This is a genomic window from Pseudomonas sp. BJa3 (genome assembly GCF_026343815.1).
Taxonomy (GTDB): domain Bacteria; phylum Pseudomonadota; class Gammaproteobacteria; order Pseudomonadales; family Pseudomonadaceae; genus Aquipseudomonas; species Aquipseudomonas soli.
In genome coordinates, this window is sequence record NZ_JAOXMC010000009.1 from 173,020 (window position 1) to 199,767 (window position 26,748).

The window sequence follows — 26,748 nt, forward strand, 5'->3', positions numbered from 1 at the left end:
GGGTGTGGCCAGGATGGTGCTTGCTGCACAGGCTTGCACAGGATTGGGGCCCGGGGCGATGAACACTTTTGACACATAAGCGGTACTTGAGTACCGTGCCGCACCGCAGTAGTTTCTGCGGTTCGGGATTGGCGTCCCGTATTCAGAGAGATCGAGCACTGACGCAGCTTGCGGCGGTGTTCTGCATGGCTGCACCCGTTATGGGCGGAGCCGTGTGTGGGAGCCTTCGGGCTCACCGGTTCTCTCTGCCGGCACGCCAACCCGCACGGCTTCGTCCACCCATATTGGCGTGTGGGAGCGGAGCTTCAATAAGAGAGAGCTGCAAGGAGATGCACCATGCTCAAGAAGATCGTTCCAGATCCACCGTTCGCATTTACCGAGATCGCCACCTTTCATCGAGAGGTGCAACCATGAACCAGGAATCGCTGGTCAACCTCACCCCGCGCAAATCACGTCCAGTCACCGCCAGTTCCCACTTCGGCACCTGCAATCACGCCCATGCGCCGATGCTCTCGGTGCAGGCCGGGGTCGATAGCGAGGATGCGCTGGTGTGCGCCGTGGCGGCGTTGAAGGCGGCGTATGAAACCAATGCTGCCGCGTTGGAGAAGGCGGGGGAGCCGTTGCGCAGTCTGCTGACGGCGACGGAGAACTCGCTGGAGAAGGGGTTGGCGTTGGCTGAGGCTGTGCTTGAAGGGTTGGAGCACGGCTGACATCGCCGGGGCCGCAGTGCGGCCCTTTCGCCGGCAAGCCGGCTCCCACAGGTACTGCGCAATCCTGACCGTGTGGGAGCTGGCTTGCCAGCGAAAGGGCTGCGCAGCAGCCCCCTGCGATCAGCGGCTCGACGCGCCTCTCACCGCATTGCGCGGCTGGCGCTTGCTACGCACAAACTGATAGGTCACCGCCAACAGCACAAACCAGATCGGCGTCACCACCAGCGCCGAGCGCGTATCGGCCTCCAGGCTCAACAGCACCAGGATGCCGGCAAAGAACACCAGGCACACGTAGCACATGAAACGCCCGCCGGGCATCTTGTAGGTGGACTGCTCATGCAGCGCCGCGCGCTGTTTGCGGTAGCTCAGGTACGACAGCAGGATCAGCGTCCAGACGAACATGAACAGCACCGCCGACACCGTCGTCACCAGGGTGAAGGCTTCGATCACATTGGGTACCAGGTAGATCAGCACCGCGCCCAGCAGCAGGCAGGTGCAGGAGAAGTACAGGCCGTTGGCCGGCACCGCGCGGCGCGAGAGTTTCTCGAACGCCTTGGGCGCATCGCCCTCCTGGGCCAGGCCGAACAGCATGCGGCTGGTGGAGAACACGCCGCTGTTGGCCGACGAGGCCGCAGAAGTCAGCACCACGAAGTTGATGATGCTCGCCGCCGCCGGCAGGCCGGCCAGCACGAACAGTTCGACGAACGGGCTCTTGCCCGGCACCACGTCGCGCCATGGGGTGACGGCCATGATGGCGATCAGCGCCAGCACGTAGAACACGATGATGCGGACCGGGATCGAGTTGATCGCCCGCGGCAGGGTGCGCTCGGGGTTCTTCGCTTCGGCGGCTGTGGTGCCCACCAGTTCGATACCGACGAAGGCGAACACGGCAATCTGGAAGCCGGCGAAGAAACCGAGCAGGCCGTTGGGGAACATGCCGCCGTCATTCCACAGGTTGGCCAGGGTGGCGGTATGGCCGCTCGGCGACTGGAAGCCGGTGATAACCATGTACAGGCCGGTGGCGACCAGGCCCATGATGGCGATGATCTTGATCAGGGCGAACCAGAATTCCATTTCGCCGAACATCTTCACCGTCACCAGGTTCAGCGACAGCAACAAGGCCACGCAGCTCAGCGCCGGTATCCACTGTGGCAAGTCCGGGAACCAGAATTGTGTGTAGGCGGCGATCGCCACCACGTCGGCGATGCCAGTGACCACCCAGCAGAACCAGTAGGTCCAGCCGGTGAAGTAGCCGGCCCAGGGGCCGAGCAGGTCGGCGGAGAAATCGATGAACGACTTGTAGTTGAGGTTCGACAGCAGCAGCTCGCCCATGGCGCGCATGACGAAGAACAGCATGAAGCCGATGATCATGTAGACGAAGATGATCGACGGGCCGGCCAGGCTGATGGTCTTGCCCGAGCCCATGAACAGGCCGGTGCCGATGGCGCCGCCAATGGCGATGAGCTGGATGTGACGGTTGGTCAGGTTGCGTTGCAGGTGCTGCTCTTCGGAGGGTGTCTGGGAGGTCCGGGTCATAGGCTGCATTCCATTGAGGGTCAGTCTTTTTGTGAGCGAAAGCCGCGTAGGCTATCACGTCGCGTTCCAATCGCGGGTGTGGCAGATCGGCACGATCTTGGCGGTACAGCGCGGTGCTCGACATGACGGGAATCAATGGTTGTTGGTGCCGGCCTCATCGCGGGGCAAGCCCGCTCCCACGCTGATCTCACAGGGCAGGCGTGGGAGCGGGCTTGCCCCGCGATTGCGATATCAGGCCCTGACCATGATCTGGCGTCTCACCACCAGGCTATCCACCCCCCACATCACCACCATCGAAATCCCCACCAGCGGGAAGGCGACGCCCAGCACCACCATCACCCCCACTGCCGTCTTCCAGCGTGGCAGGTCATGACGCAGCGGCGGCACGCCCAATCCACCCGTGGGCTTGCGCTTCCACCACATCACCAGCCCGCTCACCGAGCCCAGCAGGATCATCAGGCACACCAGCAGGATGACGAGCTGGTTCAACGGCCCGAACATCTTGCCTTCGTGCAGCATCACCCCAAGCTCGGTGGCGCGTGCCACCGGGCTGTAGTCCTGCCAGCGCACATCGGCCAGCACCTTCCCGGTGTACTGGTCCACATGCAGGGTGGCGTCGTTGCGCGGATCGTCAGCGAATACCGCAATGGTGAACACCCCGTCAGCACTGCTTGGCAGGGTGATGCTGTAGCCCGGCTCGACCTCGCGCAGATTGGCGATGTTCTCGACCTGCTGCAGGCTCACCTGCGGCGCCGCCGGGGCGTGATCCATCATGTGATGCCCGGCATGCTCGGCATGGGCGCCGGACACTGGCATCGGCGTGTTCTCCATCGCCCACGGCACGGTCTGGCGGTGGGCGCTGTTGAGGTCGCGGGCTTCTTTGTCGGACTTGGGCACGTCGTTCCACATGGCCGCCGGGAAGCGGTTCCACAGGTCGGCGTACTGTTTGCCCCACAGCCCGGTCCAGGTCATGCCGCTGAGCAGCATCAGCAGCAGCAGGGCCGAGCCCCAGAAACCGGTGACGGCATGCAGGTCGCGCCACAGCAAGCGGCCGCGCGCGCTGAAACGTGGCCACAGCACGCCCGCGCTGCTGCGCCCGCGTGGCCACCAGAGATAGAGCCCGGACACCACCAGCACAATGCCCCAGCCCGCCGCCAGTTCAACCAGCCGGTCACCGACCGTGCCGACCATCAGTTCGCCATGCAAGGCGCGTGCGATGGCCTGCAGGTTCTGTTTGCCATCCTGCTCGCCCAGTACCTGGCCGCTGTACGGGTCGACGAAGACATTCAGCTCGCGCCCGCCGTCATGCACCACGAACTGTGCGCTGCGCTCGGCGCTCACCGGCGGCAGATACTGTCCCACCTGGCCTTGTGGATAAGCCTGGCGCACGTTGGCCAGCAGCGTGTCGGCGCCCTGTCGGTGATGGCCGGCCTCGACCACCATCAGCTCGCGGTACATCAACGGATCGAGTTGCGGCTTGAACAGGTAGATGATCCCGGTAAGCGCCAGCAGGATCATGAATGGCGCCACGAACAGCCCGGCATAGAAATGCCAGCGCCACGCAAGGTTGTAGAAGGAAACGTTTGGTTTGCTCATTAGAGCCTCCCGTAGACCTTAAGTGGGCGCGGTCAGGTCCCGCGCCCGTTTGTTGTTGTCAGAAGCTGAAGTCGACCTTGGTCCAGAAGGTCCTGCCTGGCTCGTTCACCGGGTCCGTGGCGCTGGCCGGGTAGCCGAACCCGGCGTTCCCGGCCAGGTTCAGGTGCTCGGCGTAGGCCTTGTCGAACAGGTTGTCGACGCCCGCGCTGAGCTTGAGGTTGTTGTTGACCTTGTAGGCGCCGTTGAGCGAGAACACGCCGAAGCCTGAGCTTGCGTCGTAATCCTTGCCGACCACGTTGCCCTGGTTTTTGGCAATGCGGTTCTGCTCGGCGACCAGGCGCCACAGGGCACCGACGCTCCAGGTGTCGCGGCTGTAGGTCAGCCCCAGGCGGCTTTCCAGCGGTGGCATCTGTGGCAGGGCCTTGCCGTCGCTGCTGTTCTTGCCCCAGGCGTAGGCCAGGGTGGCGTCGGCCTTCCAGTTCTCGGTCAGTTTGTAGGCCGCGCCCAGTTCGCCGCCCATGATGCGGGCGTCGACGTTCTGCGCCTGGGAGGTGAGCGAGCCCATCATGTTGCGCTGGTAGTCGAACAGGATGTAGTCGCGGACCTGCCCGACATAACCCGAGGCCCAGGCCTCCAGGCGCTCGTCGCGGTACTGGATGCCGAAGTCGAGCTGGGTGGTCTTCTCCGGCTTGATGCCGTCGAAGGCGTTGACCGAGCCGGCCGGGGCGCGCTTGGGCGAGAACAGCTCCCAGTAGTCGGGGAAGCGCTGGGTGTGGCCGAGGCCGATGTAGGTGGTGGCCGGAATCGCCGCCAGGTCGTGCTCGTAGCGCACGAAGCCGCTGGGCAGGGTGTCGGCGCGGGTGTCGCCTTCGGTGGCGCTGCCCTTGCGGAAATCGCGGGCCGAGGCACGGTCCAGGCGGGCGCCGGTGACCAGGCGATCCTCACCGGTCGCATACCAGGTGAGCTCGCCGAAGGCGCCGTAGTTGTGGAAGTCGGCGTCCTTGGTCCAGGGCTGGCCCTTGTGCGCGTTGACGCCCATGCCGCCGCGCTGGCGGTGTTCGTTGGTCTGCGCGTCGATGCCGCTGATCAGTTGCACGTCGGCCCAGCGCCAGGTGGCCTTGATCCGTGCGCCCATGGTACGGCGGTCGACGTTGCTGACCATGGGCATGCCCATCATGCCGGTGCCCGACGGAGTGCGCAGGGTGTAGTTGTCCATCACGTGGTCAGCGTAGTTGTAGTAGACCTGCGCCTCGACCTTGTCGAGCACCTCGCCCAGGTTGGACTTCTCGAAGCGCAGCCCCAGGCTCTCGCGCTTGAACTGCGAACCGTCCATGCCGCGTCCGGCGGAGCGAGCCTCGCCGTCGCCCTTGCCAGCGGTCAGTTCCAGCAAGGTGTCGGCGTCCGGGGTCCAGCCGAGGCTGACGTCGCCGTTCCACTTGTCCCAGCGCGACGGCACGGTATCGCCGTTGCCGTCCTCGAAGTCGTCCGAGTGCGACTGGTTACCGATGAAGCGCACGTAGCCGAGCTGGTTGCCGGCCGCGGCGTCGAGGACCTTGTCGAAGCGGCCGTTGGAGCCAGCCAATACGCTGCCGTTGACCCGGCTACCCAACTCGCCGAACTTCTCCGGCTCACGCTCGAAGAGAATGGTGCCAGCCGAGCCGCCCGGCCCCCAGATCACGCTCTGCGGGCCCTTGATCACGGTGAGGCGGTCGTAGGTTTCCGGCGAGATGTACGAGGTTGGCGCGTCCATGCGGCCCGGGCAGGCGCCGAGCATCATGCCGCCGTTGGTGAGGATGTTCAGGCGCGAACCGAACATGCCGCGCAGCACCGGGTCGCCATTGGTGCCGCCAGCGCGGATCACCGAGAACCCGGGGATGGTCTTGAGGTAGTCACCGCCGTCGCTGGCCGGCACGGGCTGGCGCGGGTCCTTGGGGTTGGTGACCACGGTCAGCGGCGAGCTCGGGGCGATGGCGGTGATCACCGTCGGGCTCAGTTCGGCCGCGTCGTGGATGTGGCCTTCGTGGCCGGTTTCGGCGGCAAGGGCCAGTGGCGCGAGCAGCGAGCCGCAGAGCACGGCGATGGTGCCGCGCAGGGAAAGGGCAAAAACAGGGGGGCAGCCGGACATAATGATTCCAGTCGATCAGTCATGAGTCAGCGCGAAGCCTCCTGGCTTCGGGCGTTTATCGGGTTGTGTTCAGGCGACGATCGAACCGGGCGGCGCGCGGCTGCGGGCGCCGGGGAATACAGCCTGCCGGGCATGGCCCTGGCGCGTGGCATTGGCGAGGTGGACAGGGGGGAGTTGGCTGCCCGCAGTCAGCGGGCTGAGGGTCTGGGGCAGGGCGGGGCAGTTGAACAGCAGGCTGCAGTAGCCGCACTTCTCCCACATGACATGCAGCTGGCCATCGTTGCCGTGGCCATGGTGCTCGTCGTGAGCGTGGGCCATGGGCATGCTCATCGACATGTCCATGGGCATGCCGGCGTGGTGCTCCATTGGCATCGACTGGGAAACCAGCGGGCCGATGAAGATCATCCACATGGCGAACAGGCTCAGCCAGCCGCCACCGACGCGCCTGCGATCAGGGCGGGTGCTGCGGGCGGAGCTGTAGCGCGGCAGGCTCATGGCGAGCGCCTGTCAGTCGGTCAGTGCGTGTGTTCGTGCGCTGCGGCTTGTTCGGCCGGCGGCTGCTTCTGCACCGCGACGTCGACCGTGACGTCACCGGCTTTCTCGAAGTGCAGGGTCAGCGGGAAGCGTTTGCCATCGGTGAGCAGGCTGCGGTCCTTGGGCTGCATGATCATCACGTGGTAGGCGCTGGGGGCGAACACCACATCCTTGCCGGCCGGGACCAATACGCTAGGTACATGCTGCATCTTCATGGCGCCGGCGGCGCTCATCACATGCTCGTGCAACTGGGCGTCGTCGGTGATGGGGCTTTGCACCGAGAGCAGGCGGTCATCGGCCTTGCCGTTGTTGTGCACGACAAAGTAGGCCGCGACGTTAGGCGCGTTCGGCGGCAGCTCCAGCGACCAGGGGTGGGCGATGTGCAGGTCGCCGACGCTGTACTCGTGGGCGTTGGCGTAGGCGCCGGGCAGCAGCAGGGCGGCCAGGACGAGGGCTTGCTTGAGCATGGGTGAGTCTCCGGTCTGTTCAGTTTCTGAAGGACAGCGTAGTGAAATCAGACCAGCGGAGAGGCACGAGGATTGAGCGCGGGCCAGAGCTGGCGCGGCGTGGGTTGGTAGTCGGCGAGGTGCGGCAGGTGCCCGGCGATCAGAAGCGGCTGGTTGTGCAACTGTGGCGGGTAGCTGGGCAAGGCCAGCAGTGGCGCCGCGCCCAGGCAGCACCAGCAGTTCATCATGCTGGCGCTTTCGTCGCTTTGCTGCCCCAGGTCGATCTTGGCCAGGGCCTGGACATCGACCTTGGCCTTGTTGGCCATGCTGGAGCAGAAAGCCCCCCACAGCAGCTGCTCGGCCGGGCCTTTGGGCGCGGCAGAAGACAGCGGCATGGCCAGCAGGTTGAACAGCACTGCAAGGCAGGCTATCCAGGCAATGTGCCGACGTGGGGGCATGGAGAGATCCGGTCAGGAATCGTGATGGCTATTGTACGGCGGAGTATAGGTAAAAAAGCCGGGGTGCGGTGAAGTGCCGCACCTGGGGCTGCACAGCAGCCGCAGGTGATATCAGGCCTTGCCGCGCCCCATCAGGCCGCGCACGGTTTCCTGCAGGTCAGCCGGCAGCACCACGACTTTCGAATTGTCGCTGGCCGCCAGGTTTTCCATTGCGCCAATGTAACGCTCACCCAGCAGGTACATGGCCGGCACGGTCTCGCTACCCACGGCTTCCTTGACCAGGGTGATCGCCCGCGCCGACGCCTCGGCCAGGTTCACCTGGGCCTCGGCATCCAGCTTGGCCGCCTGCAGGCGCGCTTCGGCCTCGAGAATCGCCGCCTGCTTGTTGCCCTCGGCGCGGGTCACGTCGGCTTTACGTTCACGCTCGGCGGCGGCCTGACGCTCCATGGCGGTCTGCATGCTCGGCGACGGCTTGATGTCCTGGATCTCCACCGAGCGCACGGTCACGCCCCAGTCTTCGGTTTGCTCGGACATCGCCTCGCGCAGGCGCGCCTTGATCTGCTCGCGGCTGGACAGCGCCTCGTCCAGGTCCATGGCGCCGACGATGGCGCGCAGCGAGGTCATGGTCAGGCTGGTGACGGCGAACGAGAAGTTCTGCACGCCGTACGAGGCTTTCTGTGGGTCGACCACCTTGGCGAAGCACAGGGCGTTGGCGACGATCACCGCATTGTCCTTGGTGATGATTTCCTGCTGTTGCACATCGAGGATGATGTCCTTGGTCGGCAGGCGGTAGGCGACCACGTCCATGTACGGAATGACGATGTTCAGGCCCGGCTTGAGAGTGCTGTGGTAGCGGCCCAGGCGCTCGACGATCCATTCCTCGCCCTGGGGCACGATGCGCACGCCCTTGAACACGGTGATGAGGACGAATACAGCGAGGGTGGCGACGACGATGAGGCTGGTCATGGTGCGAACTTCCTTTTAGTGCGGATTCAGGCCCGGGTAACCCGGGCGGTGTTGCCTTCGATGGCGGCCAGGCGCACGCGCTCGCCGGCGGGGATGTCGCTGTCGGCGACGCAGGTCCATTCCTCGTTGCCGAGGATCGGTTTCTGGAAGCGCACCCGGCCTTTCTGGAACTGCGACACGTTGGCGGTCAGCAGGCCGACCTCGCCGATCACGCTGTCGGCGGTCCAGCGCACGTCTGGCTTCTTGCGGCGGAACACCTTGAACCAGAGCACGGTGGTGATCGATGAGAACACCACCCACAGCAGGCCCTGCATATCGAGTTGCAGGCTGGGCGCGAGCAGCGAGACGAGCGACACCAGCACGGCGCCGATGCCGAACCAGAGGATGAAGAAGGTGGGGAGTACCAGTTCCAGCAGGATCAAGGCCACGCCGAAGACGAGCCAGATCCACCATTGCATTTCCATATGGGTGGAGCCTTCCAGAAGGGGAGAGGTGATTTTACGGCAGGATCAAGGCACAGGGCCATCTCGCGACCGTCAGCGTGGATGTGTCACCCAATCTTCCACACGCAGCCCCGGAACACGCTGGAACTCGCGCAGGTTGTTGGTCACCAGCGTGAGGCCGCGCGCGCGGGCGTGGCCGGCAATCATTCTGTCGTAGGGGCCGATGGGCGTGCCGGCCTTGGCCAGTTCCGCACGTAGCTGCGCGGTGTGAGCTGCGCCCTGAATGTCGTAGTCAAGCACATCGAGCCGTGCGGCGAACCCCTCGACAATGGCCAGATTACGCTCCGGCGCGGCGGACTTTTCCGCACCGTAGATCAACTCCATCAGGGTTACCGTGCTGATGGCCAACTGGCCGTGGTGCCGATTGAATGCCTCGCGCACCACTTGTGGCTTGTTCTTGATGGTGAAAATGCAGATGTTGGTATCGAGCATGTACCTGAGCATCAGAATCCTTCGCGCTCCTGGTCGGCTGGCTGTTCCCTGCTCGCCATGAAGTCCGAACTCACATCGTCACCCTCGAACCAGCTGTCCCAGCTTTCGCCGGCAGGCGAGATGATACGGGAACGGCCCACCGCGACGATGTCCACTCGGGTGACGTCTTCTGGAAGGGCGAGGGCTTTTGGCATGCGGATAGCCTGGCTGCGGTTGCTTTTGAAGACTGCACCTTGCTCCATGATGGGCCTCCTTGAAAGCGCAAATGTATGTCGGAGTTTAATTCCAGGAGTGGATATGTCAATGGGATATACGTAGCATGATCAGGCCTTGAACAGGCCGAGTGCCTCTAGCAGCGACCCTGCATCGTGAAATGCCCGATCCACTTCCGGCAGCACCGGCCGCTCGAGCACCAGTACTGGAATCCCGCGCTCCCGCGCCACTTCCAGTTTCGGCTCGGTGGCCGTGCTGCCGCTGTTCTTGCTCACCAGCACGTCGATCTGCCGACGTTCGAACAGGGCACGTTCATCGTCGATGAGGAATGGCCCGCGCGCACCGATCACTTCGCAGCGGTCATTGCCGGGGCACGCCTCGAGGGCGCGCAGGGTCCAGAACTGGTGTGGCGGGATTTCGTCCAGGTGTTGCAGGGGCTCTCGACCCAGGGTGAACAAGGGGCGTTCGAATGGGGCCAGCGCCGCGATCAGCCCGGCCCAGTCCTCGACTTCGCGCCAGTCATCACCGGGCTGCGCCTGCCATGCCGGGCGGCGCAGGGCCCAGCAGCGAATGCCAGCGCTGCTTGCGGCGAGGGCGGCGTTGTGGCTGATCTGCGCGGCATAGGGATGGGTGGCGTCGATCAGCAGGTCGATGCCTTCGGCGCGCAGGTACTCCGCCAGGCCTTCGGCGCCGCCATAGCCGCCGACCCGCACCTGGCAGGCCAGGTCCTGGGGAATACGGCCGATGCCGGCGAGGCTGTAGACATGCTGCGACCCGAGTGTACGGGCGATGGCCAGGGCCTCGGTAACGCCGCCCAGCAGCAGGATGCGCCCGTTCATTGCACACCTGCCTTGCCGACGATGCCGCCCTGGCGGTCGATGGCGAACACCTCCAGCTGGACCTGGGCCGGCACCACGCTGCGGGCGAAGTTCAGCGCATGGCGGCAGACTTCGTCGCCCAAGGCGATACCGGCGGCATGGGCCAGGGCAAGGGCCTGCTGGCTGGTGTTGGCGCCGACGATCGCCGCTTGCAACGCTGAGTCGGCGCCAATGTTGGCAGCCCAGCCCGCCAGCTGCGGCAGGTCGATGCTCGAATGGCGGCTGTGCAGGTCCATGTGCCCGGCCGCCAGCTTGCTGATCTTGCCGAAGCCGCCGCACAGCGTGAGGCGCGGCACCGGCACCTTGCGCAGGTGCTTGAGCACGGCGCCGACGAAGTCGCCCATCTCGATCAGGGCGATTTCCGGCAGGTCGTAGACCCGGCGCATGGTGTCTTCGCTGGCGTTGCCGGTGCAGGCGGCGATGTGCGTGTAGCCGTTGGTGTGGGCGACGTCGATGCCCTGGTGGATCGAGGCGATGTAGGCCGAGCAGGAAAACGGCCGGACGATGCCGCTGGTACCGAGGATCGACAGCCCGCCGAGGATGCCCAGGCGCGGGTTCATGGTCTTCAGGGCCAGCGACTCGCCGTCCTGGACATTGACCGTGACTTCAAAACCGCCGTCATAGCCACATTCGCAGGCCAACTGTTGCAAGTGGTCGCCGATCATCCTGCGCGGTACCGGGTTGATCGCCGGCTCGCCGACGCCCAGCACCAGCCCCGGGCGGGTCACGGTCCCCACGCCTTGCCCGGCGACAAAGCGAATGCCGGGCTCGGCCAGCAGGCGCACCTGGCTGTAGAGCAAGGCGCCATGGGTGACATCGGGGTCGTCGCCGGCATCTTTCAGGGTGCCGGCTTCGGCGGCTTCGCCTTTGAGATGGCAGAACTCCAGGCGCATCTCTACCACCTTGCCCTTGGGCAGGGTGATGTGCACCGCGTCATTGTGCTGGCCGGTCAGCAGCAGGCGCGCCGCCGCCAGGCTGGTGGCGGTGGCGCAGCTGCCGGTGGTCAGGCCGCTGCGCAGGGGCGCGGGCTGTTCGCGGGTTTCTTCACGCATCGACGGGTTTCACCACATCGAGCAAAGTGATCGGCAGGGCCTGGCGCCAGGTGTCGAAACTGCCCAGCGGCTGGGTGTGGGCGATATGGATACGGGTCAACTCGCCGCCATGCTGGTCGCGAAACTGCGCCAGGGCGACCTCGCTTTGCAGCGTGACGGCGTTGGCAACCAGGCGCCCGCCCGGCAGCAGGCGCTGCCAGCACAGGTCGAGCACGCCTTCGCGGGTGACGCCGCCGCCGATGAAGATCGCGTCCGGACGCTCCAGCCCGGCCAAGGCCTCGGGTGCCTTGCCGCGGATCAGTTGCAGGCCGGGCACCCCGAGGGTGTCGCGGTTGTGTTCGATGTAGCCCTGGCGGCCTTCGTCTGCCTCGATCGCAAGGGTGCGGCAGCTGGGATGGGCGCGCATCCATTCGATGCCGATGGAGCCGCAACCGGCGCCTACGTCCCACAGCAGTTCGCCCGGCTGCGGTGCCAGGCGGGCCAGGGTAATCGCTCGTACGTCGCGCTTGGTCAGCTGGCCGTCGTGACGGAAGGCGCTGTCGGGCAGGCCGGCCACGCGAGGCAGGCGTGGGGTATCAGGTGAGGCCTGGCATTCGATGGCGACCAGGTTGAGCAGGGCGATGTCGGTATGTGGCCAATCGTCGGCGGTGCCGCTCAGCGTTCGTTCCAGTGGGCCGCCGAGGTGTTCGAACACCTGGAGACGGCTGGGGCCGAAGCCACGTTCGCGCAACTGCGCGGCAATGGCCGCCGGGCTGCTTTCGTCGTTGCTCAACACCAGCAGGCGCATGCCGCTGTACAGGTGGGCATTGAGCGCCGCCAGCGGGCGGGCGACCACCGAGACCACCTGCACGTCCTGCAGCGGCCAACCCAGGCGGGCGGCGGCCAGGGCGCAGGAGGAGGGCATCGACAGCACCTGCAGTTCCTCGGCGGGCAGCTGGCGCGCCAGGCTGGCGCCGACGCCGTAGAACATCGGATCGCCGCTGGCCAATACGCATACCGGCTCACCGCGCAGGGCCAGGACCGGGGCCAGGGAGAAGGGGCTGGGCCAGTGCAGTTGCTCGGCGGTGACGCAGCGGGGCAACAGGGCCAGCTGGCGCGGGGCACCGATGATGCGCGTGGCTGCTAGCAGGGCGCGCCGGGCCTGTTTGCCCAGGCCGCTGAAGCCGTCTTCGCCGATGCCTATTACTGTCAGCCAGGGGGCCATCTGTTCCTCGTACCGTTCATTGATCGCGGGGCGTTCGACCACCGGTTTTTCATGCCGCCGGACAAAGCAGGCATAATACCGCGCCTTCTACACTGAAGCGCACTTTCACGATTGCCGGATGCCCCCTTGACGCCGCCCCTGCCCCCCGAAGTTTCGCCCCGTCCCTCGGCCTGCCCGGGGTTGTGGCGCATCGTCGCCGCGCGCGATGGCGGCATCTGCCGGATCAAGCTGCCCGGTGGCCTGCTGCTGGCCGACCAGGCCGATGCCGTGGCCGACGCCGCCGAGCGTTTTGCCGGAGGCGTGATCGAGGCGACCAACCGGGCCAATCTGCAGATTCGCGGCATCGGTGATGATCACCGGGGCCTGGTCGAGCATCTGCTGGCTGCCGGGCTCGGCCCGCGTGACGCGGCCGGTGATGATGTGCGCAACCTCATGGTCAGCCCATTGGCCGGTCTCGATCCGGCCATGGTGTTCGACACCCGACTGTTGACCGCGCAGATTCTCGACCTGCTGGAAAGTACACCCAGGTTCCACAAGCTGTCGGCCAAGTTCGCCATGCAACTCGATGGCGGCGAAGCGCTGGCGATGCTCGAGCACGCCCATGATCTGTGGCTGTCCGCGATGCAGCGCGAAGGACGCATCTGGTTGCAGTTCGGGCTCGCCAGCAGCCTGTCGAATAGCCAGGTGCTGGGCGCGGTGCCGGTGGACCAGGGGCTGGCGTTGGTGCGTGCAGTGCTGGAGCGCTTCCTCGACCTGGCGACGCCCGAGCAGTCGCGCATGCGTCAATTGCTGCAGGTGTGCCCGGTGGGGCACTTCCTTGAAGGGCTGCCCCTGCAAATCGACACCTCATCGCTGGCTTGGCAGCGCCCGGCAACGACAAGTGCCTGGCTTGGCGTGCTGCCCCAGCGCCAGGGCGTGGCCCTGGGCGTCGCGCCACCCCTTGGTCGCCTGACTCCGGCCATGCTGCGCGGCGCCGCCCATGTCGTCCGCCAATGGGGCGATGGCAGCTTGCGCCTGACGCCTTGGCAGAGCCTGGTACTGACCAACCTGAACCCGACCCATGTGCAGCCTGCCCGCGAACACCTTGCGGCCCTGGGCCTGCTGTGCCACAGCGAGCACCCGCTGGCGCGGGTCGTCGCCTGCACTGGCTCCAGCGGCTGCGCCAAGGGCCAGGCCGACACCAAGGCCGATGCCGTGACCCTGGCCGGCTTGCTGCACCACGGCGCCCCAGGCAGCGTGCACCTGTCCGCCTGCCCACGTTCCTGCGCCATGGCCCACACGGCCCCGGCCACCCTGCTGGCCCGCGCCCCGGGCCGGTATGACCTTTACTTGCGCGATGCGCGCCAGCCGGGCTTCGGCAGGCTGCGCGGCGCCGACCTCACCCCAGAAGAAGCAGGCGCCATGCTCGACCTGCCGACGGAGCACCTTGATGATTGACTACATCCGCGATGGTCAGGAGATCTATCGCAATTCCTTCCGCATCATCCGCGAGGAAGCCCGGCTCGAGCGGATCCCCGCCGATCTTGAAAAGCTCGCTGTGCGCGTGATCCATGCCTGCGGCATGGTCGAGGCCATCGATGGCCTGCAGTTTTCCGAAGGCGCCGGCACTGCCGGTCGCGAGGCCCTGGCCAAGGGCGCGCCGATCCTCTGCGACGCGCACATGGTCGCCGAAGGCATCACCCGCGCCCGTCTGCCGGCCAACAACCCGGTGATCTGCACCCTGCGCGACCCGAGCGTGCCGGACCTGGCCAAGGCCGAAGGCAACACCCGTTCCGCCGTGGCCCTGGAGCTGTGGCGTCCGCACCTGGAAGGCAGCGTGGTGGTGATTGGCAACGCGCCGACCGCGCTGTTCTACCTGCTGGAAATGCTCGATGCCGGTGCACCGAAACCGGCGTTGATCCTCGGCTTCCCGGTCGGCTTCGTCGGCGCCGCCGAATCCAAGGCGTTGCTCGCCGCCGACAGCCGCGGCGTGCCGTTCGTGATCATGCAGGGCCGCCTGGGCGGCAGCGCGATGGCCGCCGCGGCAGTCAACGCCCTGGCCACGGAGGTGGAATAATGCAGGCACGCGGACGACTGCTGGGCCTGGGCGTGGGCCCAGGCGACCCTGAGCTGATCACGGTCAAGGCCTTGCGCCTGCTGCGCGAGGCTCCGGTGGTGGCGTACTTCGTCGCCAAGGGCAAGCGCGGCAATGCCTTCGGCATCATCGAAGCGCACCTGCAGGCCGAACAGACCCTGTTGCCGCTGGTGTACCCGGTGACCACCGAAGCGCTGCCCGCGCCGCTGTCCTATGAGCAGGTGATCAGCGACTTCTACGACGAAGCCAGCCTGCAGGTGGCCGAACACCTGGATGCCGGCCGTGACGTGGCGGTGATCTGCGAGGGCGACCCGTTCTTCTATGGCTCCTACATGTATCTGCACGACCGCCTGGCCTCGCGCTACGAGGCCCAGGTGATCCCGGGCGTGTGCTCGATGCTCGGCGGCGCCTCGGTGCTCGGAGCGCCGCTGGTGTATCGCAACCAGACCCTCACCGTGCTTTCTGGCGTGTTGCCCCATGAGGAGCTCAAGCGCCGTCTGGCCGATGCCGACGCCGCAGTGATCATGAAACTGGGACGCAACTTCCCCAAGGTGCGCCAGGTGCTCGCCGAACTGGGCATGGATAGCCGTGCGCTGTACGTGGAGCGGGCGACCATGGCCAACCAGAAGATCGTCGCGCTGGACGAGGTCGACCCACAGTCCTCGCCTTACTTCTCGCTGATCATCGTGCCGGGTGAGAAATGGCAGGGATGAACAAGGCTCCGGCAATCGTCATTCTCGGCCCGGGCAGCCTGGCCACCGCGCGGCGTATCCAGGCCTGTTATCCACAGGCGCTGATCCATGGCCTGGAAGGGCGCGTTGAAGGGACCGACCGCTACTACGCAGCATTTGGCGACACCCTGCGGGCGCTGTACCAGCAGGACACACCGATCATCGCCCTGTGCGCGGCGGGTATCGTCATTCGCACCCTGGCGCCGCTGTTGAGCGAAAAAGGTGTCGAGCCACCGGTACTGGTGGTGGCCGAGGACGGCAGCGCCGTGGTGCCACTGCTCGGTGGCCTGGGTGGGGTCAACGTCATGGCCCGAGAGATCGGCGAGGCGCTGGGTGTGAGCGCGGCGATCACCACCAGTGGTGAGCTGCGCTTTGGCACCTGCCTGCTCAACCCGCCCGAGGGTTACGCACTGGCGGACCTGGAGCAGGGCAAGCGCTTCGTCTCCGACCTGCTGGCGGGCGAGACGGTGCGTGTCGAAGGCGACGCGCCGTGGCTCGAACACGCGCAGTTGCCCGCCAGTGACGAGGCGCAACGCACTATCCACGTGGGCAGCGCACTGCGTCCGGCCAGCCGGGACGAACTGCTGATCCATGCGCGTTGCGTGGTGGTGGCGGTCACGGCCGGTAGCGCCGACCTGGTGCACCAAATACGCGAGGAACTGCTGCAGGCGAACATCGCCGAGCCCGCGCTGGCCTGCCTGCTGGCGAGCGAAGCCGAGATGACGGAGCCGGCGCTGCACGAAGCTGCACAGGCACTGAATGTCGCACTGCGCTTCGCCCCGGCTGCCGAAAGCCTGGAGCGGATGCTGGCTGATGCAGTGCCGCAAGCGCGGGTAGGTTCGGCCGTCGGGCTCGCCCACGCCGTTTGCCCGGCACCTGTCGACATCGACCGCGTTGGCCGGCGCCGTGGCCGCCTGGCCGTGATCGGCCTGGGCCCTGGTGCCGCCGAGCTGATGGTACCGGCGGTCAAGGCTGAGCTGGCGCGTGCGCAGGATGTGCTGGGTTACGAAACCTACGTGCGCATGGCCGGCCCCTTCCGCAACGATCAGGTGCTGCATTGCACCGACAACCGCGAAGAGATGCAGCGCGCCCGCCATGCCTTCGAGCTGGCGGCGCAAGGGCGTTCGGTGGTGGTGGTGTCGTCGGGCGATCCGGGCGTGTTCGCCATGGCTGCCGCAGTGCTCGAAGCGCTCCACGAATCCAGTGACCCGGCCTGGCAGCGCGTCGAGCTGGAGATCCTGCCCGGTGTCTCGGCCTCGCTGGCTACCGCCGCCCAGGCAGGGGCGCCACTGGGCCACGACTTCTGCGTGATGTCGCTGTCGGACAACCTCAAGCCCTGGTCGATCATCGAGAAACGCCTCGACCTGGCGGCCCAGGCGGATCTGGTTCTGGCGTTCTACAACCCGATCTCCAAGTCCCGGCCGCATCAGCTGGGCGTGGCGCTGGAGCTGGTACGCCGCCATCGCGACGCAGGCACCCCCGTGGTGCTGGGCCGTGATATCGGCCGGCCAGGGCAGACCCTGCGGGTGGTGACCTTGGGCGAGCTGCTGCCGGAGATGGTCGACATGCGCACCATGGTGCTGGTCGGCTCCTCGACCACCTGCACCTTCCCCCGTGCCGATGGCGGCCAGTGGGTGTACACGCCACGCTGGTACCCCGCCAAGCCCTGAACGCAGCGGGGTCAGGGCAGCAGGTAGCCCTTGATCCCGGTGAAGATGATCTGCGCCGCGAGGGCGCAGACGAACAGCCCCATCAGGCGGCTGACGATCTGCAGACCCTGGTCGCCCAGGATCCGTTCGATACGGTGCGAGAGGTACAGCACCAGGCCCACGGTGAAGCTGGCCAGGGCGATGCTGACGATGGCCAGCAGCTTGTCGTCCCAGTGTGGCTGGCCCACGCCCATCACCAGCAGCGCGCCGATGGTGCCGGGGCCGACGGTGAGCGGAATGGTCAGCGGCACGATGGTCACGTCCTGCTGCACGTTGTCGGTCTGCACCGCCGACTTGCCCTGGGCCATGCCCAGCGCGGAGATGAACAGCACCGAGCCTGCGCCGATGCGGAAGGCGTCGGCGGTGATGCCGAATACCCCGAAGATCACCCGCCCGAACAGGTACAGCAGCACGCTGGCGACCAGCGTGGCAATGGCTACCCGCCAGGCCAGTTGCTTGCGCTCCTTGCTGGAGTGGCCGCGGGTCAGGCCGATGAAACATGAGAGCACGAAGAAGGGGCTGTAGAGCACGAGCATTTTCAGGTAGACGCTGAACAACTCATGGAGCATGGCGCTGGGTCCGCGACGGGAATGGGTGGCACCTGTATAGCACGGAACCTGTAGGAGCGGCTTCAACCGCGATCACCCGCGAAGCGGGTGCAAGATTGTGTGGTGGTTGCCTCGCGGCTGAAGCCGCTGCTACAGGATCTGCGTGGTGCCGTCGGACACCACCTGCCGCTGCCCCGCCCAGAACTGCACCAGCTCGCGCAATTGCGACAGCTCCACCGGCTTGGCCATGTGCCCGTCCATGCCGGCCAGGCGCGCGCGTTCCTTGTGCTCGTTGAGGATATGCGCGGTCAATGCCACCACCGGGGTGCGCGGGCGTTGGTTGGCGGTCTCCCAGGCGCGCAGCTGCTGGGTGGCGGAGAAACCGTCGAGTACTGGCATCTCGCAGTCCATCAGCACCAGGTCGTACTGTTTGGCCTTCATCGCCTGCAGGGCCTCTTCGCCGTTGCTGGCGGTATCCGGCTCGAGGTTGAGCTTGCCGAGCATGCCGCGGATGACCTTGGTCGAGATGCTGTTGTCCTCGGCCACCAGGATGCGGAAGTCGCCGGGCAGGTCCAGCGGCACCGGGGTGCCGACCGGCAGCGGCGGCGCGGCCTGCTCGCGGCCGCGCAGGGCGAGTTCCTCGGCAAGGGTGGTCTTGAGCGTGTAGCCGGCCACCGGCTTGGCCAGGATGCGCTTGACCCCGGCGTTGCGGGCGATGATCTTGCTCGGCGCGTTGCTGATGCCGGTGAGCATGACCACCAGGATGTCGTGGTTCAGGCTCGGGTCTTCCTTGATCTTCGCCGCCAGTTGCATGCCGGTCATGCCAGGCATGTTCTGGTCGAGCAGCACCGCGTCGAAATAGTCGCGCAGGTGCGCCTTGGTGCGCAGCAAGGCCAGTGCCTCCTTGCCCGACGGCACCGCGCTGACGTTCATGCCCCAGGCGCTGCATTGCTGCACCAGCACCTTGCGGCAGGTGTCGTTGTCGTCCACCACCAGCACCCGGGCGTCGCGCAGCGGGCCGTCGAGGTCGGTAGGCGGCTGCTCCAGGCGCAGCGGGTCGAGCGGCAGGGTCAGCCACAGGGTGTTGCCCATGCTGGTGCTGGTCTTGATGCCGAACTCGCCCTGCATCAGGCCGATCAGTTGCTTGGCGATCACCAGGCCCAGGTGGCCACCGAGCTTGTTGCTGGAGAGGAAGTGGCGGCTGTGCAGCTCGGCCTGCAGCAAGGCGTCGCGCTCGGCCGGCGGCATGGGCTCGCCGCTGTCCTGCACGGCGATGCGCAGGCGCGGGCTGTCGCCACGCTGGTCGAGGGCCACCACCAGCAGGATCTCGCCCTGGGTGGTGTTCTTCAGGGCGTTGTCCAGCAGGCTCGACAAGGCCTGGCGCAGGCGCGTCGGGTCGCCGCTGACCACTCGCGGCACTTGTGGCTGGGTGAAGCTGATCAGCTCGATGTTCTGCTGTTCGGCCTTGGCCCGGAAGATGTTCAGGCAGTCCTCGATCAGGGCGTTGAGGTCGAACTGCACGTCGTCCAGTTCGATCTGCCGCGACTCGAGCTTGGAGATGTCGAGGATTTCGTTGATCAGGGTGAGCAGTTCGTTGCCGGCGCTGTGGATGGTCTGCACATAGTCGCGCTGCTTGACCGACAGCGGCGTGCCGAGCAGCAGCTCGGTCATGCCCAGCACGCCGTTCATGGGGGTGCGGATCTCATGGCTGATCTTGGCCAGGAACTCGGCCTTGGCGTTGATCTCGGCGTCGCTGGCGGCCAGGGCGCGGCTGGCGCGGAAGCGCTCCTCGCTGATCCGGCGCAGGCGCTCGCTGACCGCGAGGTTGAGCAGCAGGCCGCTGACCACGGTCAGCGCCATGAGGATGCACAACAACCAGGGCGTGGAGGTGCGGGTGAGTCCCAGCAGGGCCGGTAGCAGCACCAGGCCGCCGAGGTTGAACACCAGCATCGCCACGGCGAACAGGCGCGCCGGGCCGTAGCCCTTGTACCAGTGATAGCCGCTGACCAGCAGCATGCTCACGCTGCCCAGGGCGAGCAGGGCATAGGTCATCAGGTTCAGCGGCAGCGTATCGACGAACAGCAGCACCAGGCCGCTGACGGCGGCCACCAGCATCTCCATGTGCAGCAGGCGGTTGAGCCGCGCCGAACTGCAGGGGGAGAAGAAATGCAGGGTGAAATACAATCCGGCCAGGCCAGCCAGTACCAGGGTCAGGTAGGCTGCCGGGGTCTGCGCGCTGTGCCACAGGTGCCACCAGGGGCCACTGAGGTTGAGCAGGATCAGCGCGCTGAGCAGCATCAGGCCGTGGTACAGCGCCAGCACCAGCGTGGTGCTGGAGCGTGTGTAGCCGAAGCGGATCAGGTTGTGCAGGATCAGCATGGCCAGCCCCCCGAACAGCAGGCCGAACAGCAGCGACTGGCGCTGGTCGGCAGCAGCGTGGGCGGTGGTCTCGACAGTGATGGCCGGGCGCAGCTGGTGTTCGGAAACCAGCCGCAGGTAGATATCCAGCGGTTGGTTGCTGTGCGGCAGTGGCAGCACGTGGTCCCTGCCGCGCAGGGTCGGGCTCAGGCCATCACCCTGCCGGCCATGGTGCAGCTGGCGCAGCAGTTTGCCGCCTTCCAGGGCGTAGAGGTCCAGGCGTGACAGGTCGGGGGCGAAAATGCGTACCAGTTGTTCCTGGTCGCTCGGATCCAGGCGGTAGTGCAACCACAGGGCCTGGTCGGGGAGGGCGGCATCCAGTTCTTCGAGGGCCAATGGGCTGAACTGGTTGCGGTAGCGTTCGGAGCGCACGTCGGACAGCTGCAGGTTGGCCTGTTCATCGAGCAGCGCCGACCAGCCCGCGGCCTGTTCGGCGTGTGCCGGGAGCAGGCAGAGCAGGGTCAGCAGGCTGACGATCAGGGCTATGGCAATCCGAAGCCGACGCACGACGAAATCCCTTCTTAGCTAATGTGCCGGATATCCACTATGCGCGGCGCGCCAAGGCGAAGGCAAGGCCCCGGCGGGGCCTTGACGACGAGCCGAAGGCCGTGCGCCGGGTACGGCACGACCGTTGGCTGCACTTTTACTGCTGCTCACCGCGCTCGCGGGCGATGGCCCGGTAGCCGATGTCGTTGCGGTAGAAGCTGGCGTCCCACTTGACCTGCTCGGCCAAGCGGTAGGCCTGCTGCTGGGCGGCTTCGACGGTGTCGCCCATGGCGGTGGCGCACAGTACGCGGCCACCGGCGGTGACCACCTGGCCGTCCTTCAGCGCGGTGCCGGCGTGGAACACTTTGCCTTCAAGCTTGGCGGCCGCGTCGAGGCCGCTGATCACGGCGCCTTTGGCGTAGTCGCCCGGGTAGCCACCGGCGGCCAGCACCACGCCCAGGCTAGGACGCGGATCCCACTGCGCCTCGACCTTGTCCAGGGCCTTGGCGAAGGCGGCTTCGATCAGCAGTACCAGGCTCGACTCCAGGCGCAGCATGACCGGCTGGGTTTCCGGGTCGCCGAAGCGGCAGTTGAACTCGATGACCTTGGGGTTGCCTGCCTTGTCGATCATCAGGCCGGCATACAGGAAGCCGGTGTAGACGTTGCCTTCCTCGGCCATGCCGCGCACGGTTGGCCAGATCACTTGGTCCATCACGCGCTGGTGCACGTCGGCGGTGACCACGGGGGCAGGGGAGTAGGCACCCATGCCGCCGGTGTTCGGGCCGGTATCCTGGTTGCCGACACGCTTGTGGTCCTGGCTGGTGGCCATGGGCAGCACGTTGTGGCCGTCGACCATGACGATGAAGCTGGCTTCTTCGCCGTCGAGGAACTCTTCGATCACCACGCGCGAACCGGCTTCACCGAAGGCGTTGCCGGCGAGCATGTCGCGCACGGCGTCTTCGGCTTCCTGCAAGGTCATGGCGACGATTACACCTTTACCGGCGGCCAGGCCGTCGGCCTTGATCACGATCGGCGCACCTTTCTCACGCAGGTAGGCCAGGGCCGGCTCGATCTCGGTGAAGTTCTGGTAGTCGGCAGTCGGGATCTTGTGGCGGGCCAGGAAGTCCTTGGTGAAGGCCTTGGAGCCTTCTAGCTGGGCCGCGCCCTTGGTCGGGCCGAAGCAGTCCAGGCCGCGGCTGCGGAACAGGTCCACGACACCGATCACCAGCGGCGCTTCCGGGCCGACGATGGTCAGGTCGACGTTCTTCTCGGCGAAGTCGGCCAGTTGCTCCAGGGCGGTGACGTCGATGGCGACGTTCTCGCACTTGGCTTCGCTGGCGGTGCCGGCGTTACCTGGCGCCACGAAGATTTTCTCGACCCGTGGGTCCTGGGCGACTTTCCAGGCCAGGGCGTGTTCGCGACCGCCGCTGCCGATGATCAAAACTTTCATGTCAAAACCTCGAAATCTGTCGAACGAGAGGCAGCACCCCTCGCTGTACGAGGTCGCACTGAAGCAGATGCCTGCTTCAGTGCGGCCGATTGCCATAATCAGTGGCGGAAGTGGCGCATGCCGGTGAATACCATGGCGATACCGGCTTCGTCGGCAGCGGCGATGACTTCGGCATCACGCATCGAACCACCTGGCTGGATCACCGCGCTGATACCCACTTTAGCCGCGTTGTCGATGCCATCACGGAACGGGAAGAACGCATCCGAAGCCATTACCGCGCCCTGCACTTGCAGGCCGGCATGTTCGGCCTTGATCGCGGCGATGCGCGCGGAGTTGACGCGGCTCATCTGGCCGGCGCCGACGCCGATGGTCTGGCGCTGCTTGGCGTAGACGATGGCGTTGGACTTGACGAACTTGGCCACTTTCCAGGCAAACACCAAGTCGTGGATTTCCTGCTCGGTCGGCGCACGCTTGGTGACGATCTTCAGGTCGTCGGCAGTGATCATGCCGATATCGCGGCTCTGCACCAGCAGGCCACCGTTGACGCGCTTGAAGTCCCAACCGGCGGCGCGCTCGGCTGGCCACTCGCCGCACTCCAGCAGACGCACGTTCTGCTTGGCGGCCACGACTTCGCGGGCGGCCTGGGAGATTTTCGGGGCAATGATCACTTCGACGAACTGGCGCTCGACGATGGCTTTGGCGGTTTCGCCGTCCAGCTCGCGGTTGAAGGCGATGATGCCGCCGAATGCCGACTCGGTGTCGGTGGCGTAGGCCAGGTCGTAGGCCTTGCGGATACCGCCTTCGTCTTCAGGCACCACGGCCACGCCGCACGGGTTGGCGTGCTTGACGATCACGCAGGCCGGCTTGACGAAGCTCTTCACGCACTCCAGCGCGGCGTCGGTATCGGCCACGTTGTTGAACGACAGCTCCTTGCCTTGCAGCTGGATGGCGGTGGAAATGCTGGCCTCGCCCTTCTTGGCCTCGACGTAGAACGCCGCGCTCTGGTGCGGGTTCTCGCCGTAGCGCATTTCCTGGGCCTTGACGAACTGGCTGTTGAAGGTGCGCGGGAACTCGCTGCGATCTTCGGTGGACAGGGTGTCCTTGGCCTGGTCGATGGTGCCCATGTAGTTGGCGATCATGCCGTCGTAGGCGGCGGTGTGCTCGAAGGCCTTGAGCATCAGGTCGAAGCGCTGGGCGTAGGTCAGGCCGCCGGCTTTCAGGCCTTCGACAATGCCGGCGTAATCGCTGGCGTTGACCACGATGGCCACGTCCTTGTGGTTCTTCGCCGCGGAACGGACCATGGTCGGGCCGCCGATGTCGATGTTCTCGATGGCTGTCGGCAGGTCGCAGCCCGGCTTGCTGATGGTGGCTTCGAACGGGTACAAGTTGACCGCGACCAGGTCGATCGGCTTGATGCCATGCTCGTTCATGATGGCGTCGTCGGTGCCGCGACGGCCCAGGATGCCGCCGTGGATCTTCGGATGCAGGGTCTTGACCCGGCCGTCCATCATTTCGGCGAAGCCGGTGTAGTCGGCCACTTCCACCGCGTTGACGCCGTTGTCCTTGAGCAGCTTGTAGGTGCCGCCGGTGGACAGGATCTCGACACCGAGCTGTTGCAGCTCCCGGGCGAATTCGAGGATACCGGTCTTGTCGGAGACGCTGATCAGGGCGCGGCGGATCGGCAGGCGGGTAGTCTGGTCGGTCATTTCAGATTCCATAACGCGGTGGAGTCAGCAAAAAAGGCGCCTTTTTGCATGAGCGCCTTTTCTGGTTGGGGTTCTGGCCTTACAACAGATCGTACTGCTTGAGCTTCTTGCGCAGCGTGCCTCGGTTGAGCCCGAGCATCTCGCTGGCTTTGGTCTGGTTGCCCTTTACGTAGTTCATCACGCATTCGAGCAGCGGCGCCTCGACTTCCGAGAGCACCAGGTTGTACACGTCCGTGACGGTAGCGCCTTCCAGGTGGGCGAAGTAGTTGTGCAGCGCCTTCTCGACGCTGTCGCGCAGGGTCTGGCCCTCCTCGCTCGGCGTGTTCAGGTGCTGCTTGAGGTTGGCGTTGTCGCTCACGGGCGTTGTTCCACTCACTAATGTCTCGGTCATCATCGTCATGCGGCCACCCCTTGTTCGTCCTCTGTCCCAAGGCTCTGTCGACGTTCGGCAAAATAAGCCTGAACGTTGGCGCACTGCGCTTGTGTGTCTTGCAAAGCGTTGAACTGGCTGCGGAACTCCTTGCCGCCAGGTCGGGTTGCCAGGTACCAGCCAACGTGCTTGCGGGCGATCCGCACGCCCATCACATCGCCATAGAAGGCATGCAGCGCGGCCAGGTGTTCCAGCAGAATGCGTTCCACTTCGTCCAGCGCCGGGGTGGGCAGGTGCTCGCCCGTGCGCAGGTAATGCTCGATCTCGCGGAAAATCCACGGCCGCCCTTGGGCGGCACGGCCGATCAGCAGGCCGTCGGCGCCGGTGGCATGCAGCACCGCCCGGGCCTTTTCCGGCGAAGTGATGTCGCCGTTGGCGAAAACCGGGATCGACACCGCCTGCTTGATCGCGGCGATGGTGTCGTACTCGGCGTCACCGGTGTACAGGTCGGCGCGTGTGCGGCCATGCACCGCCAGCGCCTGGATGCCGGCCTGTTCGGCGATCTTCGCCACGTTCAGGCCGTTCTTGCTTGCCCGGTCCCAGCCGGTGCGGATCTTCAGCGTCACCGGCACGTCCACGGCGCCGACGACGGCGTGGAGGATTTCGGTGACCAAGGCTTCATCTCTCAATAAAGCAGAGCCTGCGGCCTTGTTGCAGACTTTTTTTGCCGGGCAACCCATGTTGATGTCGATGATCTGCGCGCCGGCCTCGACATTGGCCCGGGCCGCCTCGGCCATCATCTGCGCATCGCCGCCGGCGATCTGCACCGAGCGTGGCTCGGGATCGCTTTCATGTATGCGGCGCAGGCTCGACTTGCGGCTATTCCACAGACGCATGTCGCTGGAGACCATCTCCGAGACCACCATGCCCGCTCCCAGACGCTTGCACAGGGTACGGAAAGGTTGGTCCGTGACGCCGGCCATCGGGGCCAGGATCAGGTTGTTCTGCAGTGTGTAAGGGCCGATGCGTACCGCCGACATAGGTGTTCCCTGTTGTGGGGCCGAATCATTGGAGTCGAAAAAGGGATGGCATGATACCCGCTCTCGATGACCGGATAAAGATGAATCTGGATAAAATCTGAACAGTTGCGGCGTTATGACATCCAGTGCCAAGCGGCAAGCTTCAAGCTGCAAGAGGGCTGCGGACAGGCATTTACCTGCGGTGTGAAGCTTGCCGCCTGTCGCTTACTCCGGCGAACGGAAGCTCAGGCTGTAGTTCACCGCCTTCGGCCCAGGGTCGAGGATGTCCAGGGCGATGTGGATCGGCGTCTGGCTGGGCATCTCGCCGCGCCCGGCCAGCTCGCCCGACAGGTACTCGCTTGGTTTGAAGCGCCGGCTGGCGATCAGCTGGCCGTTGAGGTCGGCGAAGCGCAATTCGAGAAGGGGGAAGGGCTGGGCGAAGGGCGCGCGGTTGTAGATGATCGCGTCGACGATCAGCGCCCCTTTGAAGTCCGGGTGGCTGCGCACTACCAGATTGCTGCTTTTGATCCGCGAGATGTCTACGCGGGTCGGCACCTGGCAGCCGAACATCGGGCACAGCTGCTGGAACCAAGGGCGATACTGGTCCTGGCGGGCCATTTCGTCGAAGTGGAACCAGACGTACTGGAATGCCAGCAGGCCCGCGGCCAGCAGTGTCAGGAAACCCCACAGCAGGCGTTTGCCCCAGTTCGGGGCGGGCTTTTCCCAGCCCAGCTGCAACGGGTCGTCGACCACGTCGACCAGCGGCTCCTTGCGCGCGCGTTCGGGCTTGGCGGCCAGGCTCGGTTCCAGGCGTTGCCCGGGATGTTCTTCGGGGTCATAGTCGCGGGCCGAGAACGGCGCGCTGTGCACCTCGTCGTCAAGCGCCGAAAGGCCCTTCTCCGGCAAGGGTTCGTCGTGGTTGGGCAACTGCCGCGAGGGTTCGTCGAGTGGCTGATTGCGCACTGGAGGCTCATCGTCCAGCTCGAGGCTGGTCGCGCCGAGGGTAGGCTCGGTGCGCTCGTCGTCGGCCGGCGCCAGGTCCAGCGGCTCCTGCTCGACCAGCATCGGTGCGTCCTCGCGCTCCTGCGCAGGCTCACGGTCGCCGTCAGTGGCGGTGCCGAACGGTTCATCGCCAGGCCCATCGCCGAGCTGATCGTCGCGGCGGGCCTGGAGCATGCCTTTGGCCGGGGCGGCGCGCCGATCACCCGGGCTGCGCCGTTCAAGGCGCGCCAGCTCCTGGTCGAGATCGAGGGCATCCAGTTCCTCGGCCGTGACCGTCCAGTTGTCCTCGCTCGGTGCCGGCGGGGCGGCCTCCGGTTGCACGGCTGCGGGCGCTGGCACGGCCGGCTCGGCTGCCGGCGCCGGCGCACGGGTGTCGCCTTCGCCAGCCGCGGCGCGATTCTGCTCCAGCAGTTGTTTCGCCGCGTTGAACACCTGCAGGCATTGGCCGCAGCGCACCACGCCGCGGGCCACGCTCAACTGGTGATGGGTGACGCGAAAGCTGGTCTGGCAATGCGGGCACTGGGTGACGAAACTGTCGGTCATGCGGCTGTCCGGGAAGCTGTGCAGGAGTTGAGTCTAGGC

The 26,748-nt window shown here is 65.9% G+C and carries 25 protein-coding genes; 5 read left to right on the forward strand and 20 right to left on the reverse strand.

All coding sequences use genetic code 11. From position 1 onward, the window contains the following. The first annotated feature begins 410 nt into the window (after positions 1–410). A complete protein-coding gene (locus tag OH705_RS13605; protein WP_046854034.1) occupies positions 411–710 on the forward strand; it encodes a hypothetical protein in 300 nt (99 codons plus the stop codon). Between the two features lie 120 nt (positions 711–830). Here OH705_RS13605 and cycA read toward each other — a convergent pair whose 3' ends face one another. The 13 genes from cycA to cbiE all read right to left on the reverse strand — a co-directional run bounded on the left by cycA (position 831) and on the right by cbiE (position 12,653). Further along, positions 831–2,246, reverse strand: coding sequence for a D-serine/D-alanine/glycine transporter (cycA, locus tag OH705_RS13610; RefSeq protein WP_267302356.1), 1,416 nt, complete (start codon positions 2,244–2,246; stop codon positions 831–833). 231 nt (positions 2,247–2,477) lie between these two features. After that, positions 2,478–3,842, reverse strand: coding sequence for a PepSY-associated TM helix domain-containing protein (locus OH705_RS13615; protein ID WP_267302357.1), 1,365 nt, complete (start codon positions 3,840–3,842; stop codon positions 2,478–2,480). Between the two features lie 58 nt (positions 3,843–3,900). Beyond that, entirely contained in the window at positions 3,901–5,967 is a 2,067-nt protein-coding gene (locus OH705_RS13620) for a TonB-dependent copper receptor (protein WP_267302358.1), read from the reverse strand. A gap of 69 nt (positions 5,968–6,036) precedes the next feature. Further along, complete coding sequence (locus OH705_RS13625; protein WP_023631117.1) at positions 6,037–6,462, reverse strand: DUF2946 domain-containing protein; 426 nt, start codon at positions 6,460–6,462, stop codon at positions 6,037–6,039. A 20-nt stretch (positions 6,463–6,482) separates the two neighbouring features. Then, positions 6,483–6,968 (reverse strand): copper chaperone PCu(A)C, encoded by a 486-nt coding sequence (locus OH705_RS13630; RefSeq protein ID WP_023631116.1) that lies wholly within the window; start codon positions 6,966–6,968, stop codon positions 6,483–6,485. Positions 6,969–7,015: 47 nt separating this feature from the next. Next, positions 7,016–7,405: a DUF2946 domain-containing protein gene (locus OH705_RS13635; RefSeq protein ID WP_267302359.1), complete on the reverse strand. Its 390-nt coding sequence runs from the start codon at positions 7,403–7,405 to the stop codon at positions 7,016–7,018. 111 nt (positions 7,406–7,516) lie between these two features. Then, on the reverse strand, positions 7,517–8,371 hold the full coding sequence (locus tag OH705_RS13640) for an SPFH domain-containing protein (RefSeq protein WP_023631114.1): 855 nt from the start codon (positions 8,369–8,371) through the stop codon (positions 7,517–7,519). A gap of 26 nt (positions 8,372–8,397) precedes the next feature. After that, positions 8,398–8,835, reverse strand: a complete 438-nt coding sequence (locus OH705_RS13645; RefSeq protein WP_088852331.1) for an NfeD family protein — start codon at positions 8,833–8,835, stop codon at positions 8,398–8,400. A gap of 72 nt (positions 8,836–8,907) precedes the next feature. Further along, positions 8,908–9,318 carry a type II toxin-antitoxin system tRNA(fMet)-specific endonuclease VapC gene (gene vapC, locus OH705_RS13650; RefSeq protein ID WP_028691288.1) on the reverse strand — a complete coding sequence of 137 codons (411 nt, stop codon included), beginning with the start codon at positions 9,316–9,318 and terminating at the stop codon, positions 8,908–8,910. Further along, positions 9,318–9,548, reverse strand: a complete 231-nt coding sequence (vapB, locus tag OH705_RS13655) for a type II toxin-antitoxin system VapB family antitoxin (protein WP_036986184.1) — start codon at positions 9,546–9,548, stop codon at positions 9,318–9,320. The genes vapC and vapB overlap by 1 nt, the downstream gene beginning before the upstream one ends. Positions 9,549–9,629: 81 nt before the next feature. After that, positions 9,630–10,358 carry a cobalt-precorrin-6A reductase gene (locus OH705_RS13660; protein ID WP_267302360.1) on the reverse strand — a complete coding sequence of 243 codons (729 nt, stop codon included), beginning with the start codon at positions 10,356–10,358 and terminating at the stop codon, positions 9,630–9,632. Continuing rightward, complete coding sequence (locus OH705_RS13665) at positions 10,355–11,449, reverse strand: cobalt-precorrin-5B (C(1))-methyltransferase (protein WP_267302361.1); 1,095 nt, start codon at positions 11,447–11,449, stop codon at positions 10,355–10,357. The genes OH705_RS13660 and OH705_RS13665 overlap by 4 nt, the downstream gene beginning before the upstream one ends. Continuing rightward, a complete protein-coding gene (gene cbiE, locus OH705_RS13670; RefSeq protein WP_094012268.1) occupies positions 11,442–12,653 on the reverse strand; it encodes a precorrin-6y C5,15-methyltransferase (decarboxylating) subunit CbiE in 1,212 nt (403 codons plus the stop codon). The genes OH705_RS13665 and cbiE overlap by 8 nt, the downstream gene beginning before the upstream one ends. 111 nt (positions 12,654–12,764) lie before the next feature. On the opposite strand from cbiE, the gene cobG reads away from it, so the two are divergent. Genes cobG through cobJ form a run of 4 tightly spaced genes read left to right on the forward strand, consistent with a single transcriptional unit; the run spans position 12,765 to position 17,128 of the window. Continuing rightward, entirely contained in the window at positions 12,765–14,090 is a 1,326-nt protein-coding gene (cobG, locus tag OH705_RS13675; protein WP_267302362.1) for a precorrin-3B synthase, read from the forward strand. Next, complete coding sequence (locus OH705_RS13680; RefSeq protein ID WP_267302363.1) at positions 14,083–14,709, forward strand: precorrin-8X methylmutase; 627 nt, start codon at positions 14,083–14,085, stop codon at positions 14,707–14,709. Before cobG ends, OH705_RS13680 begins: the two co-directional genes overlap by 8 nt. After that, complete coding sequence (locus tag OH705_RS13685) at positions 14,709–15,440, forward strand: precorrin-2 C(20)-methyltransferase (RefSeq protein ID WP_267302364.1); 732 nt, start codon at positions 14,709–14,711, stop codon at positions 15,438–15,440. The genes OH705_RS13680 and OH705_RS13685 overlap by 1 nt, the downstream gene beginning before the upstream one ends. Next, positions 15,428–17,128, forward strand: a complete 1,701-nt coding sequence (gene cobJ, locus OH705_RS13690) for a precorrin-3B C(17)-methyltransferase (protein ID WP_267302365.1) — start codon at positions 15,428–15,430, stop codon at positions 17,126–17,128. The genes OH705_RS13685 and cobJ overlap by 13 nt, the downstream gene beginning before the upstream one ends. An 11-nt stretch (positions 17,129–17,139) precedes the next feature. On the opposite strand, the gene OH705_RS13695 is transcribed toward cobJ, so the two are convergent. From OH705_RS13695 to OH705_RS13725, 7 genes are all read right to left on the reverse strand, one after another. Then, positions 17,140–17,736, reverse strand: a complete 597-nt coding sequence (locus OH705_RS13695) for a MarC family protein (RefSeq protein WP_023633040.1) — start codon at positions 17,734–17,736, stop codon at positions 17,140–17,142. Positions 17,737–17,865: 129 nt separating this feature from the next. Then, on the reverse strand, positions 17,866–20,640 hold the full coding sequence (locus OH705_RS13700; protein ID WP_267302366.1) for a hybrid sensor histidine kinase/response regulator: 2,775 nt from the start codon (positions 20,638–20,640) through the stop codon (positions 17,866–17,868). Positions 20,641–20,776: 136 nt separating this feature from the next. After that, a complete protein-coding gene (gene purD / locus OH705_RS13705; RefSeq protein WP_038706875.1) occupies positions 20,777–22,069 on the reverse strand; it encodes a phosphoribosylamine--glycine ligase in 1,293 nt (430 codons plus the stop codon). Positions 22,070–22,167: 98 nt separating this feature from the next. Further along, the gene (purH, locus tag OH705_RS13710; RefSeq protein WP_023630842.1) at positions 22,168–23,775 is read right to left on the reverse strand and encodes a bifunctional phosphoribosylaminoimidazolecarboxamide formyltransferase/IMP cyclohydrolase; all 1,608 of its coding nucleotides are present in this window, start codon (positions 23,773–23,775) and stop codon (positions 22,168–22,170) included. A gap of 79 nt (positions 23,776–23,854) precedes the next feature. Beyond that, on the reverse strand, positions 23,855–24,175 hold the full coding sequence (fis, locus tag OH705_RS13715; protein WP_011535876.1) for a DNA-binding transcriptional regulator Fis: 321 nt from the start codon (positions 24,173–24,175) through the stop codon (positions 23,855–23,857). After that, entirely contained in the window at positions 24,172–25,185 is a 1,014-nt protein-coding gene (gene dusB, locus OH705_RS13720) for a tRNA dihydrouridine synthase DusB (protein WP_038706874.1), read from the reverse strand. Before dusB ends, fis begins: the two co-directional genes overlap by 4 nt. Before the next feature lie 204 nt (positions 25,186–25,389). After that, entirely contained in the window at positions 25,390–26,709 is a 1,320-nt protein-coding gene (locus OH705_RS13725; RefSeq protein WP_094012244.1) for a DUF3426 domain-containing protein, read from the reverse strand. Positions 26,710–26,748 lie beyond the last annotated feature (39 nt).